The organism is Arenivirga flava, assembly GCF_030161575.1.
In the GTDB taxonomy this organism is placed as follows: Bacteria; Actinomycetota; Actinomycetes; order Actinomycetales; family Microbacteriaceae; genus Arenivirga; species Arenivirga flava.
On sequence record NZ_BSUL01000001.1, the window covers coordinates 1,125,954 to 1,141,419 of the forward strand.

13 protein-coding genes and 1 pseudogene are annotated in these 15,466 nt (G+C 73.4%); 10 read left to right on the top strand and 4 right to left on the bottom strand.

From position 1 onward, the window contains the following. The first annotated feature begins 4 nt into the window (after positions 1–4). The 6 genes from QQK26_RS05520 to QQK26_RS05545 all read left to right on the top strand — a co-directional run bounded on the left by QQK26_RS05520 (position 5) and on the right by QQK26_RS05545 (position 7,430). The gene (locus QQK26_RS05520; RefSeq protein WP_284230849.1) at positions 5–667 is read left to right on the top strand and encodes a hypothetical protein; all 663 of its coding nucleotides are present in this window, start codon (positions 5–7) and stop codon (positions 665–667) included. Positions 668–701: 34 nt separating this feature from the next. Further along, entirely contained in the window at positions 702–2,735 is a 2,034-nt protein-coding gene (locus QQK26_RS05525; RefSeq protein ID WP_284230851.1) for a beta-galactosidase, read from the top strand. 42 nt (positions 2,736–2,777) lie between these two features. After that, positions 2,778–4,076: a glycoside hydrolase family 27 protein gene (locus tag QQK26_RS05530; RefSeq protein WP_284230853.1), complete on the top strand. Its 1,299-nt coding sequence runs from the start codon at positions 2,778–2,780 to the stop codon at positions 4,074–4,076. A 99-nt stretch (positions 4,077–4,175) separates the two neighbouring features. Next, positions 4,176–5,381: a Gfo/Idh/MocA family protein gene (locus QQK26_RS05535; RefSeq protein ID WP_431307983.1), complete on the top strand. Its 1,206-nt coding sequence runs from the start codon at positions 4,176–4,178 to the stop codon at positions 5,379–5,381. Positions 5,382–5,385: 4 nt separating this feature from the next. Beyond that, positions 5,386–6,576 carry a DUF993 family protein gene (locus QQK26_RS05540; protein WP_284230855.1) on the top strand — a complete coding sequence of 397 codons (1,191 nt, stop codon included), beginning with the start codon at positions 5,386–5,388 and terminating at the stop codon, positions 6,574–6,576. Continuing rightward, positions 6,573–7,430 (top strand): sugar phosphate isomerase/epimerase family protein, encoded by an 858-nt coding sequence (locus QQK26_RS05545; RefSeq protein ID WP_284230857.1) that lies wholly within the window; start codon positions 6,573–6,575, stop codon positions 7,428–7,430. The genes QQK26_RS05540 and QQK26_RS05545 overlap by 4 nt, the downstream gene beginning before the upstream one ends. Positions 7,431–7,451: 21 nt before the next feature. On the opposite strand, the gene QQK26_RS05550 is transcribed toward QQK26_RS05545, so the two are convergent. From QQK26_RS05550 to QQK26_RS05565, 4 genes are all read right to left on the bottom strand, one after another. Beyond that, entirely contained in the window at positions 7,452–8,264 is an 813-nt protein-coding gene (locus tag QQK26_RS05550) for an enolase C-terminal domain-like protein (RefSeq protein WP_348519989.1), read from the bottom strand. Between the two features lie 427 nt (positions 8,265–8,691). Next, positions 8,692–9,558: a carbohydrate ABC transporter permease gene (locus QQK26_RS05555; RefSeq protein WP_284230859.1), complete on the bottom strand. Its 867-nt coding sequence runs from the start codon at positions 9,556–9,558 to the stop codon at positions 8,692–8,694. Then, positions 9,555–10,400, bottom strand: coding sequence for a carbohydrate ABC transporter permease (locus tag QQK26_RS05560; protein WP_284230861.1), 846 nt, complete (start codon positions 10,398–10,400; stop codon positions 9,555–9,557). Before QQK26_RS05560 ends, QQK26_RS05555 begins: the two co-directional genes overlap by 4 nt. A 101-nt stretch (positions 10,401–10,501) precedes the next feature. Continuing rightward, on the bottom strand, positions 10,502–11,827 hold the full coding sequence (locus tag QQK26_RS05565; RefSeq protein ID WP_284230862.1) for a sugar ABC transporter substrate-binding protein: 1,326 nt from the start codon (positions 11,825–11,827) through the stop codon (positions 10,502–10,504). A 114-nt stretch (positions 11,828–11,941) separates the two neighbouring features. On the opposite strand from QQK26_RS05565, the gene QQK26_RS05570 reads away from it, so the two are divergent. From QQK26_RS05570 to QQK26_RS05585, 4 genes and pseudogenes are all read left to right on the top strand, one after another. Then, complete coding sequence (locus tag QQK26_RS05570) at positions 11,942–12,832, top strand: LysR family transcriptional regulator (protein WP_284230864.1); 891 nt, start codon at positions 11,942–11,944, stop codon at positions 12,830–12,832. Positions 12,833–12,951: 119 nt separating this feature from the next. After that, on the top strand, positions 12,952–13,878 hold the full coding sequence (kdgD, locus tag QQK26_RS05575; RefSeq protein WP_284230866.1) for a 5-dehydro-4-deoxyglucarate dehydratase: 927 nt from the start codon (positions 12,952–12,954) through the stop codon (positions 13,876–13,878). Next, positions 13,875–14,288: pseudogene (locus QQK26_RS05580) on the top strand (aldehyde dehydrogenase family protein); the annotation flags it as partial. The gene kdgD and the pseudogene QQK26_RS05580, both read left to right, overlap by 4 nt. A 119-nt stretch (positions 14,289–14,407) precedes the next feature. Further along, on the top strand, positions 14,408–15,400 hold the full coding sequence (locus tag QQK26_RS05585) for an aldehyde dehydrogenase family protein (protein WP_284230868.1): 993 nt from the start codon (positions 14,408–14,410) through the stop codon (positions 15,398–15,400). Positions 15,401–15,466: the final 66 nt, after the last annotated feature.

Here is a 15,466-nt window from a genome sequence, read left to right on the forward strand (position 1 = left end):
CGCGATGACCGTGCTGCACCGGCGCGAGCTGCGCATCGCGCGGCGCCGCGACCTCGACGGCAGCGGCCCGGCCCTGCCGGGGCGCGTGATCGGGCGCAACCCCGGGGCGATCGGCGCCTTCGCGCTGCTGGGTGAGGTGCTGCTGACCGGGGTGCTGGTCACCGTCGCGTCGCTGCCGGTGATCACGCTGCCCGCGGCGCTGGCCGCCGGCGCCGGCCACCTGCGGCGGCACCTGCGCGCCGAGACCACGAGCGTCGGCGCCTTCGTCGGCGATTACCTAGCGGCCCTGCGCGGCGGCTGGCTGGTCGGCCTCGCCGCCGCCCTCGCCACCGGCGTGCTGCTGCTCGACCTCGATCTCGCCGCCTCGGGCGCGCTGCCCGGCGGCCCGGCGATCGCGGTGGTCGGCTGGGTGGGGCTCGCGGCGGTCGCGCTCGCGATCGGCCTGGCCTCGTCCGGGTGGTCGCAGCGCACGGGCTGGCGGCACGCGATCGCGCGCACGCCGCGCGCGGTGCGCCGCGACCCGGTCGGCGCGCTCTACCTGCTCGCGGCCGTCGGGCTGGTCGGCGTGTGCACCTGGGCCCTCGTGCCGCTGTTCGTGCCGGCGCTCGGCTGCCTCGTCCTGGCGCTCGTCGCCACCCCGCAGCGCCGCGCCCCGCGCGACGCCTGACGACACCCCGCAACGAACCCCGAGAGGAGTCGACGTGCTCTACGGCGCCGACTACAACCCCGAGCAGTGGCCCGAGGACATCTGGCCCGAGGACGTCGAGCGGATGCGGGAGGCCGGCGTCAACGTCGTCAGCCTCGCGATCTTCTCGTGGTCGCGCATCCAGCCCGCCGAGGACCGCTGGGACTTCGATTGGCTCGACCGCGTCATCGACCTGCTGCACGCGGGCGGGATCCGGGTGAACCTCGCGACCGCGACGGCGTCGCCGCCGCCGTGGGCGAGCATCCGCTACCCGGTGATCCTGCCGGTCGACGAGGACGGCACCGTCTTCTCGCAGGGCAGCCGCCAGGCTTACGCGCCCTCCTCCCCCGTCTACCGCCGGCTCGCGAGCGAGCTCGTGCGCCGCATCGCCGAGCGCTACGTCGACCACCCCGCGGTGGTCATGTGGCACATCAACAACGAGTACGGCTGCCACCTGCACGCCGATTACTCGGATGCGGCCCGCGACGCCTTCCGCGGCTGGCTGACCGAGCGCTACGGCTCGATCGAGGCGCTCAACGCCGCGTGGGGCACCGACTTCTGGTCGCAGCGCTACGGCGGCTTCGACGAGATCCTGCCGCCACGCAAGGCGCCGTACAGCCGCAACCCCTCGGCGGTGCTCGACTTCCGCCGCTTCACGAGCGACATGCTCATCGAGTGCTACGTCATGGAGCGCGACGTGCTGCGCGCTGCCGGTGCGACGCAGCCCATGACGACCAACTTCATGGGCCCGTTCAAGCCCGCCGACTACTCCCGCTGGGCCGAGCTGGTCGACGTCGTCGCCGACGACTGCTACCCCGACCCGTCGAGCCCCGACCGGGTGCGCGACATCGCCTTCCAGCGCGACCTCATGCGCTCGCTCAAGCCGGGCGTGCCGTGGATCCTCATGGAGCAGGCGGCAGGCGCCGTCAACTGGCGGCCGGCCAACGCCTCGAAGCCCGAGGGCCGCCTCGTCGCCGAGTCGCTGCAGGCGGTCGCCCGCGGCGCCGACGGCGTCATGTTCTTCCAGTGGCGCCAGTCGGCCGGCGGGGCCGAGAAGTTCCATTCGGCGATGCTGCCGCAGGCCGGCACCTCCGCGCGCTCCTGGCACGACGTCGTCTGCCTCGGCGCCCGACTCGGCGCGCTCGAGGCGCTGCCCGCGGCCGACCGCGAGGCCCGCGTCGCGCTGGTCTTCGACTGGGAGAACTGGTGGGCCGTCGAGGGCAGCGACCACCCGGTCGTCATCGAGTACCTCGCCGAGGTGCGCGAGTGGTACGGGGCGCTGCACGGCCGCGCCGTGCAGGTCGACATCGTGCCGCCGGAGCGCGTGGACCGCGAGCGCCACGACCTGGTCGTCGCCCCCTTCCTCTACCTGCTGCGCGACGAGGGCGCGGCGCGTCTGGCGTCGTTCGTCGGAGCGGGCGGGGTGCTGCTCACGGGGCCGTTCAGCGACGTCGTCGACGCCGACGACCGCTTCCGCCGCGGCGGCTTCCTCACGCAGCTCGGGCCGGTGCTCGGGGTCGGGCTCGACGACTTCGGGGCGCTCGCCGCGCATCCGGGCGGGCCGGTCATGCCCGTGCCGGCCCGCGACGCGATCGGCGTCGACTGGGCCGGGGCGGCCTTCCGAGGCTCGCTGCTGGCCGAGGACCTGCGCACCGAGGGCGCCGAGGTGCTCGCCCGCTTCACAGACGGGATCCCCGTCGGTCAGCCCGCGCTCACCCGCAACGCGCACGGCGCCGGCGAGGCCTGGTACGTCGGCACCCAGCCCGACCGGGCCGGCATCGCGCGCATCGTCGACGCGCTGCTCGATCGCGCCGGCGTCGAGCCGGTGCTGCCGGGCCTGCCCGAGGGCGTCGAGGCGGCGCGCCGCGGCGACGTGGTCTTCCTCATCAACCACTCGGCGGCCGCCGTGCAGCTCGCCGTCGACGCGATCGACCTCGAGTCGGGCGCGGCCGTCACGGGCGTCGATCTGGCGCCGGAAGGAGTCGCCGTGCTGAGGGTGCCCGCATCCGCTCGTCCGGCCGCCCCGCTGAGCTCGGCGGTGTCCGCGTGAGCGCCGGCGCCGGGCACCCGCTCCTGCGGCTGGGGTGACGCCATGCCGCTGCTGCGCACCGCCGCCCCGCCGATGGGCTGGAACTCGTGGGACTGCTACGGCACGACGGTGACCGAGGCGGAGGTGCTCGCCAACGCCGAGTTCCTCGCCGAGCACCTGCTCCCTTACGGCTGGGACACGGTCGTGGTCGACATCGACTGGTCCGACCCGACCGCGCGCTCGCACGGATACAACGCGCAGGCGCCGCTGGCGATGGACGCGCACGGGCGCCTGGTGCCCGACCCCGCCCGCTTCCCCAGCTCGGCCGGCGGTGCCGGCTTCGGGCCGCTCGCGGATCGCGTGCACGCGCTGGGTCTGCGCTTCGGCATCCACATCATGCGGGGCGTGCCGCGCCGGGCGGTCGCGGAGCGCTCGCCCGTGCTCGGCACCGACGCGACGGCGGACCGGGTCGCGGATGCGGGCAACGTCTGCGAGTGGAACCCCGACATGCTCGGCCTCGACCACGGCGACCCGGCCGCGCAGGCCTACGTCGACTCGGCGCTCGCGCTCTACGCGGACTGGGGCGTCGACTTCATCAAGGCCGACGACCTGCTCTGGCCGTACCAGCGCACCGAGATCGAGGCCCTCGCCCGCGCCATCGAGCGCAGCGGACGCGACATCGCCCTGAGCCTCTCCCCCGGCCGCGACCTGTCGCTCGAGCGCCTCGAGCACCTGCGCGAGCACGCCACGATGTGGCGCATCTGCGACGACCTCTGGGACGACTGGTCGGCGGTCGAGGCGAACTTCGCCCGCTTCGCCCGCTGGGCGCCGCACGCCGGATCCTCGGGGTGGCCGGACGGCGACATGCTGCCGCTCGGGCGCATCGGCCTGCGCGCGGAGCGCGGCGAGCCGCGCGACGATGCCCTGACCCCCGCCGAGCGCCGCAGCCTGCTCGCCCTGTGGTCGATCGCCCGGTCGCCCCTGATGGTCGGCGGCGATCTACCGAGCTCCGACCCGGCGACGATCGAGCTGCTGTGCAACGCGGCGATCCTCGCGATCGGCCGCGACTCCAGCCGCAACCGCGAGCTGCGCCGCGAGGACGATCTCGTGCTCTGGGGCGCTGACGGGCCGGGCGGCTCGCGCTACGCCGCGGTGTTCGACCTGCGCGGCGCGGCGCGCGAGGTCTCGCTCGACTCCGGCGACCTGGCGTTCGGCGGAGGCGGGTCGATCGTCGAGCTCTGGTCCGGCGACATCGTCGTACCGGAGGGCGAGCGGATGCGCGGCACAGCCCCCGAGGGCGCGTCGCTGCGCCTGCGCCTCGAGCCGCACGGCTGCGCCGTGCTGCACTGGCGCCCCGCCTGATCTTGTCCCCCCGCGCTCGCCGTGCCATACTCGCGGAAAGCGCTTACCCGCCGACTCCGGCATCCCCACTCAGCGCAGGACGACCACGAAGGAACCGACGTGTCAGAGACGACCATCGCCCCCGCATCCGCTCGCACCGAGAGCGCGGCGCCCGCCGTGCGCGAGGTCGGCATCATCATGAACGGCGTCTCCGGCCGCATGGGCTACCGCCAGCACCTCGTGCGCTCGATCCTCGCGATCCGCGAGCAGGGCGGCATCGAGCTGCCCGACGGCACGAGGCTGACCGTGCGTCCGCTGCTCGTCGGCCGCAGCGAGGCGAAGCTCGCCGAGCTCGCCGCGAAGCACGGCATCGAGGACTACACGAGCGACCTCGACGCCGCGCTGGCCGACCCGCGCTGGGAGATCTACGCCGACTTCCTCGTCACCAAGGCCCGCTCGAGCGCACTGCGCAAGGCCATCGCGGCCGGCAAGACGATCTACACCGAGAAGCCGACGGCCGAGACCGTCGAGGAGGCGCTCGAGCTCGCGCGCCTCGCCGCAGACGCCGGCGTGAAGACGGGCGTCGTGCACGACAAGCTCTACCTGCCTGGTCTGCAGAAGCTCAAGCGCCTCATCGACTCGGGCTTCTTCGGGCGCATCCTCTCGGTGCGCGGCGAGTTCGGCTACTGGGTCTTCGAGGGCGACTGGCAGCCCGCCCAGCGCCCCAGCTGGAATTACCGCGCCGAGGACGGCGGCGGCATCATCGTCGACATGTTCCCGCACTGGAACTACGTGCTCGAGAACCTCTTCGGCAAGGTCGAGACCGTCTACGCGCACGCTGCGGTGCACATCGCGGACCGCTGGGACGAGCGTGGCGAGCACTACACCGCCACCGCGGAGGACGCGGCCTACGGAGTCTTCGAGCTCGCCGGCGGCGTCGTCGCCCAGATCAACTCGTCCTGGACCGTGCGCGTCAACCGCGACGAGCTCGTCGAGTTCCACGTCGACGGCACCCACGGCTCGGCCGTCGTCGGCCTGTTCGGCGCCAAGATCCAGTCGCGCAACGCCACCCCGAAGCCGGTCTGGAACCCCGACCTCGCCGACGCGCACGATTACGACGCGGACTGGGCCGAGGTGCCCACGAACGACGTCTTCCAGAACGGCTTCAAGCAGCAGTGGGAGGAGTTCCTGCTCTCCTTCGCCACCGGCTCCGAGTACGAGTTCGACCTGCTGTCGGGTGCGCGCGGCGTGCAGCTGGCGGAGGCCGGACTGCGCTCCAGCAGCGAGGGCCGCAAGATCGAGATCGTCCCGCTGAGCCTGGACTGAGCGGATGAGCGCCCTCACCCTGCTCGGCGGCGACGGCGCCACGCGCGCCGTCGACCTCGCCGACGCCCCGTCCTTCGCCCGCCCCAGCGGACCGCTGCGCAGCCGCGTGGCCTACGCCGCCGCGCACGTGGTGCCCCTCGCGCACGGCGACAACACCCCGGGCCGGCCCGCCGAGATCGACTGGGACGCGACCCTCGCGTTCCGCCGGCACGTCTACTCGTGGGGCCTCGGCGTCGCCGACGCCATGGACACCGCTCAGCGGAACATGGGCCTCGACGCCGCCGCCACCCGCGAGCTCATCGCGCGCAGCGCCCAGGTCGCCCGGGAGGAGGGCGGCTCGGTCGTCGTCGGCGTCAACACCGACCACCTCGAGTCGGAGCACGTGTCCCTCGACGAGGTCGTCGCCGCCTACCGCGAGCAGCTGCGCTTCACCGAGGAGCAGGGCGCCGGTCCCGTGCTGATGGCCAGCCGGCACCTCGCCCGCGCCGCCGAGACCGCCGACGACTACCGCCGCGTGTACCGCGCGGTGCTCGGCGACGCCGGCGGCCCGGTGGTGCTGCACTGGCTCGGCACGGCCTTCGACCCCGCCCTCGAGGGCTACTTCGGCTCGACGCAGTGGCGCGAGGCCGCACTGGTGCTGCTCGAGATCATCGGCGAGCACGCCGACCGCATCGCGGGCGTCAAGATGAGCCTGCTCGACGCCGACGCCGAGGTCTTCGTGCGCGAGCGCCTCCCCGCGGGCGTGCGCATGTTCACCGGCGACGACTTCAACTACGTGGGCCTCATCGGCGGCTCGGAGGCGCCCGATGCCCCGCAGCCGGCCAGCGCCGGCGGGCACTCGGATGCGCTGCTGGGCGCCTTCGCGGCCCTCGCGCCGAGCGCGTCGGCGGCCATCCAGGCGCTCGACGACGGCGACGGGGCCGAGTACACCCGCATCCTGCTGCCGACGGAGGAGCTGAGCCGGCAGATCTTCGCCGCACCGACCTTCTACTACAAGACCGGCGTCGCGTTCCTGGCCTGGCTGAACGGCCACCAGCGCGGCTTCCAGATGGTCGGCGGCCTGCACTCCGCGCGCAGCCTGCCGCACCTCTCGCGCATCGTCGAGCTGGCGAACGGCTCGGGCGCGCTGGAGCGGCCCGAGCTGGCGCTCGAGCGCTGGCACGCGCTGCTGCGGGTCAGCGGGGTGGACGCATGAGCGACCGCCTCTCCATCAACCAGGCGACGATCAAGTACGCCGACCTGCCCACCGCCCTGCGGGTGACGGCGGATGCGGGTGTCGAGGCCATCGGCCTCTGGCGCGAGCCCGTCGCCGAGCTCGGGCTCGAGGAGTCCGCTCGCCGCCTCGCCGACAGCGGCCTGCGGTTCAGCACCTACTGCCGCGGCGGCTTCTTCACGGTGCCCAAGGGTCCCGAGCGGCGCGCCTCCCTCGACGACAACCGGCGCGCCATCGACGAGACGGCGGCGCTGGCGGCCGCCGGCGCCGCCGGCTCGACCGCGGTGCTCGTGCTCGTCGCGGGCGGCCTGCCCTCCGGCAGCCGCGATCTCGTCGGCGCCCGCGAGCGCGTCGCCGAGGCGCTCAGCGAGCTCTCGCCGCACGCCCGCGCGGCCGGGGTGACGCTCGCGATCGAGCCCCTGCATCCGATGTACGCCGCCGACCGCGCCGTGATCTCCACGCTCGGTCAGGCGCTCGACCTCGCCGAGCCCTTCGCGGCCGAGGAGGTCGGCGTCGCCCTCGACACCTTCCACGTGTGGTGGGACCCGCAGCTGTTCGCGCAGATCGAGCGGGCCGGCGCATCCGGCCGCATCGCCACCTACCAGGTCTGCGACTGGCGCGCCCCGCTCGAGGCCGACGTGCTGCTCTCGCGGCACCACCCGGGCGAGGGTGTCATCGACTTCGAGGCGATCACGCGCGCCGTGGCCGCGACGGGCTACGACCGCGACGTCGAGGTCGAGATCTTCAACCAGGCGGTGTGGGATGCGGACCCGGCGGCGGTGGTGCGGCGCACCGCCGAGGCCTTCGACGGCGCGGTGGCACCCCACCTCGGCTGAGCGGGCGGCGTGCCGCCCCGCTCAGTAGCGGGGCAGCACGTCGGAGAAGCCCGGGTCGACTCGGCGCATGTATCCGCCGTCGTCGCGCACGGTGCGTCCGGCGGCGAGGTACCGGCGGTGCAGTGCGGCGACCCGCTCCTCGTCGATCTCGACGCCGAGGCCGGGACCGTCCGGCACGGCCACCGCGCCGTCGACGATCTCGAGCGCGCCGCGTCGCACGACGTCGTCCTCGCGGTTCCAGGGGTAGTGCGTGTCGCACGCGTAGTCGAGCCGGCGGATCGTCGACCCCACGTGGGTCATCGCCGCCAGGGAGACGCCCAGGTGCGAGTTCGAGTGCATCGACACCCCCAGGCCGAAGGCCTCGCAGGTCGCCGCGAGCTCGCGCGTGCGGAGCAGGCCGCCCCAGTAGTGGTGGTCGCTCAGCACGATCTGCACGGCGTCCGCGGCGACGGCCGGGCGCAGGTGCTCGATGCGCGTGACGCACATGTTCGTGGCGAGGGGCACACCCGTCTCGGCGTGCACGCGGCTCATGCCCTCGATGCCCAGCACGGGATCCTCGAGGTACTCGAGCACGTCGCCCAGCTCGGCAGCCACCGCCACGGCGGTCCGGTGGCTCCACGCGCCGTTCGGGTCGATCCGCAGGGGCAGGCCGGGGTGCTGGGCGGCGAGGGCGAGCAGCGACTCGACCTCGAGCGAGGGGGCAGAGCCCCCGCCTTGAGCTTGATCGAGCGGAAGCCGTACCGGTCGATCAGCGCGTCCGCCTGCCGCACGATGCCTGCGGCGTCCATGGCGGCGCCCCACCCGTCCGGCTCCTCGCCCAGGTGGCCGGCCCATTTGAAGAAGAGGTAGGCGCTGTAGTCGACGCGGTCGCGCACCGCGCCGCCGAGCAGCTCGCTGACGGGCAGCCCGAGCAGCCTGCCCTGGGCGTCGAGCGCCGCGACCTCCAGGGGTGCGAAGCTGTTCAGCCGGTGCTGCGAGTCCATCGCGGGTGCGACGCGGCGCAGCACGGCGTCGACGGCGGCGTCGAGGCGGTTCGTCGCGAAGACGTCCTCGCCGACCACGGCCTCGCGCACCGCCGCGACGACCTCGGGCGGCATCGCGTCGCCGCGGCCCTCGCCCCAGGCGACGACGCGGCCGACGCGCAGCCGCACCAGGGTCCGCAGGGCGAGGGGCTCGTGCACGCCCGCTGCGTTCAGCAGCGGCGGATCGGAGAACGCGAGCGGGATGACATCGAACTCGTCGATCCTCGAGGCGGGCGCGCTCATCCCTTGACCGCCCCCGACGAGATCCCGCGCATGAAGGAGCGCTGGAACGCGAGGAACGCCAGGATCGACGGCAGCATCGCGAGCGCCGCGGCGACCAGCACGACGCCGATGCCCACCTCCGGGTCGGCGCGGAGGCTGCGCAGCGCGAGCGGCAGCGTGTAGTTCTCGGCGCCGGAGGCCACGAGCAGCGGCAGCAGGTACTGGTCCCAGATCATCGTGAAGCCGAAGACGCCGATCACGCCGAGCGCCGGCGTGACGGTGGGCAGCACGACCGACCAGAAGATGCGCACCTCGCCGGCGCCGTCCAGCCGTGCCGCCTCCTCCAGCTCGCGCGGCACCTCCTTCATGAACTCGGTCATCACGAGGATCGAGAAGCCCCACGCGACGATGGGCACGATCATGCCCGCGAGGTGGTCTGTGAGGTTGAGGTGGAGCAGCGGCAGGTCGGAGAGCACCACCGCGAGCGGGATCGCCAGGATCTCCTCGGGCAGCATCATCGTGGCCAGGATGAGCAGCAGCACGACGCCCGCGCCGCGGAAGCGCTTGCGCGCGAGCGCGTAGGCGGCGAGCACGGAGACCGCCATCTGCAGCAGCAGGCCGATGCCGACGACGATCAGCGAGTTCCCGAGGTAGTGGAGCACCTGGCGGTCGACCGCGACGACCCAGTTCTCGAGCGTGAAGCCCTCGGGCACCAGCGAGAGCCGCGACGGGTCGCGCGACTCGGAGAACGCGCCCGCGATGACCGCGATCAGCGGACCGGCGAAGACGAGCACGACGAGCGCGCAGACGGCGGCGTTGATCGCCTTGACCCACCAGCGGTTCGTGCTGCCCAGGCCCAGGGCGGTGTCCAGGTTGGCGCTCATGCGTCCCTCCTCCTGACCGCGGCGCGCACGATCAGCGTCAGCGCGATGGTGCCGACGAGCAGCACCACCGAGCCGGCCGCGGCGACGCCGAGCTCGATCCGTTCGAATCCCATCCGGTAGATGAGCGTCATCAGCACCTCGGTCGATCCGTTCGGCCCGCCGTTGGTCAGCAGGAAGATCTCGGTGAAGATGCGCATGCCGCGGATGGCCGCGAGGGTCACCAGGATGGCGATGACCGGGCGCAGCGCCGGCAGCGTGACGTAGCGGATGCGCCCGAGCCACCCCGCGCCGTCGAGCGAGGCCGACTCGTAGAGCGAGCGGTCGACGCCGACGAGCCCGGCGATGATGATGATCATGTTGTAGGGCGCGTCTCGCCAGACGCCCACGATGATCACCGACAGCATCGACGAGTCGGGCGAGTTGATCCACTGGGAGGGCTCGAGCAGCAGCCAGCCGAGGATGCTGTTCGCGACGCCGTCCTCCGTCGGGTGGTAGATGATGCGCCAGAGTTCGGCGACCACGGCCGCCGGCACCACGACCGGCAGGAAGGCGGCCGAGCGGATGATCCAGAGCCGCCTGGCCTGTCCCTCCAGCAGCAGCGCGAGCGCGAACCCCAGCAGCAGGCCGCCGGCGGTCTGCACGACCGCGATAATCGCGGTGTGCCAGGCGGCGGTACCGAATTCCTCCGTCGCGAAGAGCGCCGAGTAGTTGGCGAGGCCCACCCATTCGCTGCCGAGGTAGGGCTGCACATCCTGGAAGCTCATGACGAGTGCCTGGCCTATCGGGATGAACTTGAAGGTGACGAAGAGGATCAGCGCCGGCGCGAGGAAGGCCCACGGCACCCACCGCCGACCCGACCGCGCCTGACGGCGCACTGCGCCGCGCGGGGTCGGGCCCGGCCGCGGGGTCGTCCCGGCACTGGTGTCCCGGTGCTCGACGGCGGTCATCGCGCCAGCACCCCCTGCTGCTCGAGCTCGGCCGTGAAGGTGCGGTCGAGCCGCTCCATCTCGGCGCGCACGTCGAGGGAGCAATCGCTGATGAGCGCGTTCAGCGTCACGGCGGAGCCGTTGAGGAAGGGGTTCCAGTTCGGCACGGCGGGCACGTAGCGCCCGTGCTCGTCGAAGAGCCGCTGGAAGAGCTCCCACGCCGGGTCGGTGCGGGTGTCGCGCATGTCGACCGTCGCGTTGACCGGCAGCCGCACGAGGTTGCCGTCGCGGTCCCCCGCCATGCCGATCTGCTGGCCTTCGACCGAGATGACGAACTCCGCGAAGCGCTCCTGGGCGTCGTGGCTGTCCGAACCGGCCATGAGGTACACGTTGTTGCCCTCGGCGAGGGTCGTGAGCCCGGCCGGACCCGGTGGCGGGGCGAGCACCTCGAGGTCGTCGCCGATCGCCGCGCGCAGCGCGGGCAGCTCGTACGGCGCGACGAGGAAGGAGCCGGCGCGACCGGTCGCGAAGGTGTCCTTCGCCGCGCCAGTGTCCTGGCTGCTCGCGCCGGGCTGCAGTACTCCATCGGTGCAGGCGAGGTCGCGGATCCAGGTCGCCGCGGCGACCGAGCCCTCGCTGGCCACGGCGGAGCGGTAGCCGTCGCCGGTCTCCTCGAAGTACTCGCCGCCGCCCGACCAGAAGAAGGTGGCCGTGTTCCAGGAGAGGTAGCCGCGCTGAGTGGTGCCCGGGACGGCGAGCCCTGCGGCGTCCTCGGCCCCGGCCGGATCGTCGTCGACGTAGCCGCGCCAGAGCCCGAGCAGATCGTCCCAGTCCTCCGGCACGCCGAGTCCGAGCTCCTCGCGCCAGTCCTGCCGGTTGAAGAGCGCCACGGTGTGCGCCGTCATCGGCACGCCGTAGAAGTCGCCGTCGTAGGCTCGCGCACCATCCCAGGCGCGGTCGTTGACCTCCTCCGCACCGTCGATCGCAGCGGGGTCGATGCGCCTGAGCAGGCCCTGGCTCTGCAGATTGCCCAGCTGCGCGGTGTCGTTGATGACGATGTCGGGCAGGTTGCGCTGGATCGCGCGCTGCTGCAGCTTGATCTCGAAGTCCTGCGAGATCGACGTGAGCTCGGCGGGGATCCCGGTGCGCTCCGTGAACGCGCGCACGAGCTTCTGGCCGATCGCGTCGGGCGGGGTGTTGGGCGCCTTGCGCTGCCAGATCTCGAGCGTCTGCCGCTCGGGTTCGAGCTGGTCGACCTGCGAGGCCGCGGTCATGCCGGAGCACCCGGACAGCACGACGGCGACGGCCAGACCAGCGGCGAGGGGTGGGGTGCGTCTCATCATGATCTCCGTCGTTCATGAGGCGGATCGGCCGGGAGCGACCGATGTGCGTCGAGCCTAGGCAGCGGGCCGATGCCTGTCTAAATCCGAAAGGACATCGACTGATACCGTCTGCGCATGACGATCTCGCTCGACCAGCTCGCAGGATTCGTCGCCGTCGCCGAGGAGGGCCACTTCGGCCGCGCCGCCGAACGGCTCCGCATGACCCAGCCGCCGCTGTCCCGGCAGGTGCAGAAGCTCGAGCGCGAGGTGGGCGCCGCGCTCCTCGACCGCACGAGCCGCGGCGCCTCGCTCACCCCCGCCGGCGTCGCACTGCTCGCCGAGGCGCGGCGCCTGCTCGCGCTGGCGGAGGCCGCTCCGCGCTCCGCTCGGCGCGTCGCCGAGGGCCGGGCCGGGCGCCTGGCGGTCGGATTCACCGCGACCGCCGCGCTCAGCGTGCTCGGCCGGGTGCTGGCCGAAGCGGATGCGGTGCTGCCGGACGTGGTCGTCGAGCTCGGCGAGCACGTCTCCGCGACGCAGCTCGATCGGCTGAGGGACGGACGGCTCGACCTCGGTCTGCTGCGGGAGGCCCCGGTCGACGGGGAGTTCCGCACGCGGGTGGTGCACCGGGAGCGCTTCGTCGCGGCGCTGCCGGTCAGGCACCCCCTCGCCGCCTCCGCCCGGGAGGTCCGCGTGGCGGACCTCGCCGACGCGGACATGATCTCCTACGATCCGACGGCCGCGCGCTACTTCGATGAGCTCAGCGCGGCGGTGCTGCGCGGCGTGCGCCCGCGCTCGGTGCAGCGGGTCGCCCAGGTGCACTCGATGCTCGCGCTCGTCGCCGCCGGACGGGGCATCGCCCTCGTCCCCGAGTCCATCGGAGCCCTGCACTGGGACGGGGTGACGCTCCGCCCGGTCGACGGCTGGCCGGACCCGGTCGTGGTGCTGCGAGCGGTCTGGCGCGAGGACGGCACGAACCCGGTCGTGGCGCGCGCCCTGGATGCGCTCTCGACGCTGCGGGAGCGGTAGGCGCATCCGCCCGGTCGATGCATGGTGAGCATCGAGCGATGCCGATTGGCTCTTGGACAGGCATCGCAGCGGGTTCCTACGCTGGCCGCATCGCAGCACGCCGATCCGGAGGTCAGCCCATGCCCGAAACCGCTCCCGACGCCCTCGCCCACCGTCTCTCCGCCGGGCTGCTCTCCTTCCCGGTCACGCACTTCGGGCCCGGATACGAGCTCGACGAGCCGGCGTACCGGGAGCACCTCGGCTGGCTCGCGCAGCACGACGTCGCGGCGCTCTTCGCCGCGGGCGGCACGGGCGAGTACTTCTCGCTCGAGACCGCCGAGGTCGATCGCGTCGTGCGGATCGCCATCGACGAGGTCGGCGCCGCGGTGCCCATCGTCGCGCCCGCCGGCCAGGGCACCGCGACCGCCGTCGCGCAGGCCCGCGCTGCCGCTCGCGCGGGCGCAGCCGGCCTGCTGCTCTTCCCGCCCTACCTCACCGAGGCCTCCCAGGAGGGCCTCGTCGAGCACGTGCGCACCGTCTGCCGTGCGACCGGGCTGGGGGTCGTCTTCTACCAGCGCGCGAATGCACGGCTGTCGATCGACTCGCTCGCGCGGCTCGCCGACGACTGCCCGAACCTGGTGGCCGTCAAGGACGGCGTCGGCGACATCGAGTTCATGACCCGCCTGCGCGCGCGGTTCGAGGGCCGGTTCACGACCATCGGCGGGCTGCCGACCGCGGAGACGTTCGCCCTCCCCTACCTCGAACTCGGCGTCGTCACCTACTCGTCCGCGCTCTTCAACTTCCTGCCGGCGTTCGCGCTGGAGTTCCATGCCGCGGTGGTGCGACGCGATCGCGACGAGGTGTACCGGCGGCTGCGCGAGGTCGTGCTCCCCTACACCGAGCTGCGCGACCGCAGAGCCGGTTACGCGGTGTCGATCGTCAAGGCGGGCCTGGCCGCGGTGGGCCGGCCGACGTCGAGGGTGCGGCCGCCCCTCACAGATCTCGTCGAGCACGAGGTCGACGAGCTGCGCAGCATCGTCGAGCGCGCTGCGGCGGTGCCCGCGTGAGCGGCGGTTCCCTCGACGGCTCCCTGGTCGTCGCCGGCCGTCGGATCGCCGGCACCGGCGGCGCGCTGCGCGCCATCGATCCGAGCACCGGAGCGACGCTCGAGCCCGTCTTCGACCTCGCGGGCGTCGAGCAGGTGGACCTCGCGGCGGCCGCTGCCGACGGCGCCGTGGACGCGTTGCGGGCCACCGAGCCCCGCGACCGCGCCGCGCTGCTCGAGGCCATCGCCAGCGGCCTCGAGCACCGTGCTGCAAGCCTCATCGCCCGGGCGGGGCAGGAGACGGCGCTGCCGAGCGAACGTCTCGAGGGTGAGCTCGCCCGCACCACCGGGCAGCTGCGGGCCTTCGCCGCGCTGCTGGGCGACCCTGCGGGCGCCGATCTGCGGATCGATCGCGGCGGCGACGGCCCCGACCTGCGCCAGCGCCGCATCGGGATCGGTCCCGTCGCCGTCTTCGGCGCGAGCAACTTCCCCTCGCGTTCTCGACGGCCGGCGGCGACACGGCCGCGGCCCTCGCCGCCGGCTGCCCGGTGGTGGTCAAGTCGCACGAGGCGCATCCGGGCACCGCGGCGATCGCGGCGGAAGCGGTCGCCGAGGCGGTGCGTTCGGTCGGGCTGCCGTCCGGCACCTTCTCGGCGCTGCTCGGTGAGGGCCCGGTGATCGGCCAGGCGCTCGCGGCGCATCCGTCCATCCGTGCCATCGGCTTCACCGGTTCGAGACGGGCCGGCCTCGCACTGCTCGCGACCGCGCAGGCCCGGCCGGTGCCGATCCCGGTCTTCGCCGAGATGAGCAGCATCAACCCGGTCTACCTGCTGCCATCGGCCCTGCGACCCGAGACGGCGCAGAGCTTCGTCGCCTCGCTCACCCTCGGCGCCGGCCAGTTCTGCACGAATCCCGGGCTCCTCTTCGTGCCCCGCGGCGGCGACGGCGACCGCTTCGTCGACGGCCTCGCGACGCAGCTGGGCGGCACCGTGGGGCGCACGATGCTCACGCCGCCCATCGCGGCGGCCTACCGTGACCGCCTCGTGCGCTTGGAGCGGTCGGGGCACGCCCATCCGCTCGCTCGTGGTCGTGACGGCGACGACGGCGCGCCCGCGCCCGCGCTGCTCGAGATCGACGCCGCGGCGCTGCTCGCCGAACCGGACCTGCAGGAGGAGGTGTTCGGCGCCGCAGCGCTGGTCGCCCGGTACGACGACCTCGCCGAGCTGCAGCGCGTGACGGCAGCGCTCCAGGGGCAGCTCACCGCGACCGTGCACGCCGGACCCGAGGAGTACGACGAGGTCGCGGCGCTGCTGCCCGCCCTCGAGCGGCTCGCGGGACGGATCATCATGAACGGCTGGCCGACCGGCGTCGCCGTCAGCCCCGCGATGGTGCACGGAGGACCGTGGCCCGCGACCTCGGAGGGACGCTCCACCAGCGTCGGCACCGCCGCCATCGAGCGCTTCCTCCGCCGTATCGCCTACCAGGACCTGCCGCAGACACTGCTCCCGGCGGAGCTGCGCGATCGCTCGCAGCCGCGCGCGTGACGCCGCTCCGGGACACGTCCGGGCAAGCGGTCTCCCGGCATCCGGGCTGGCCCTAGACTGCCGAGC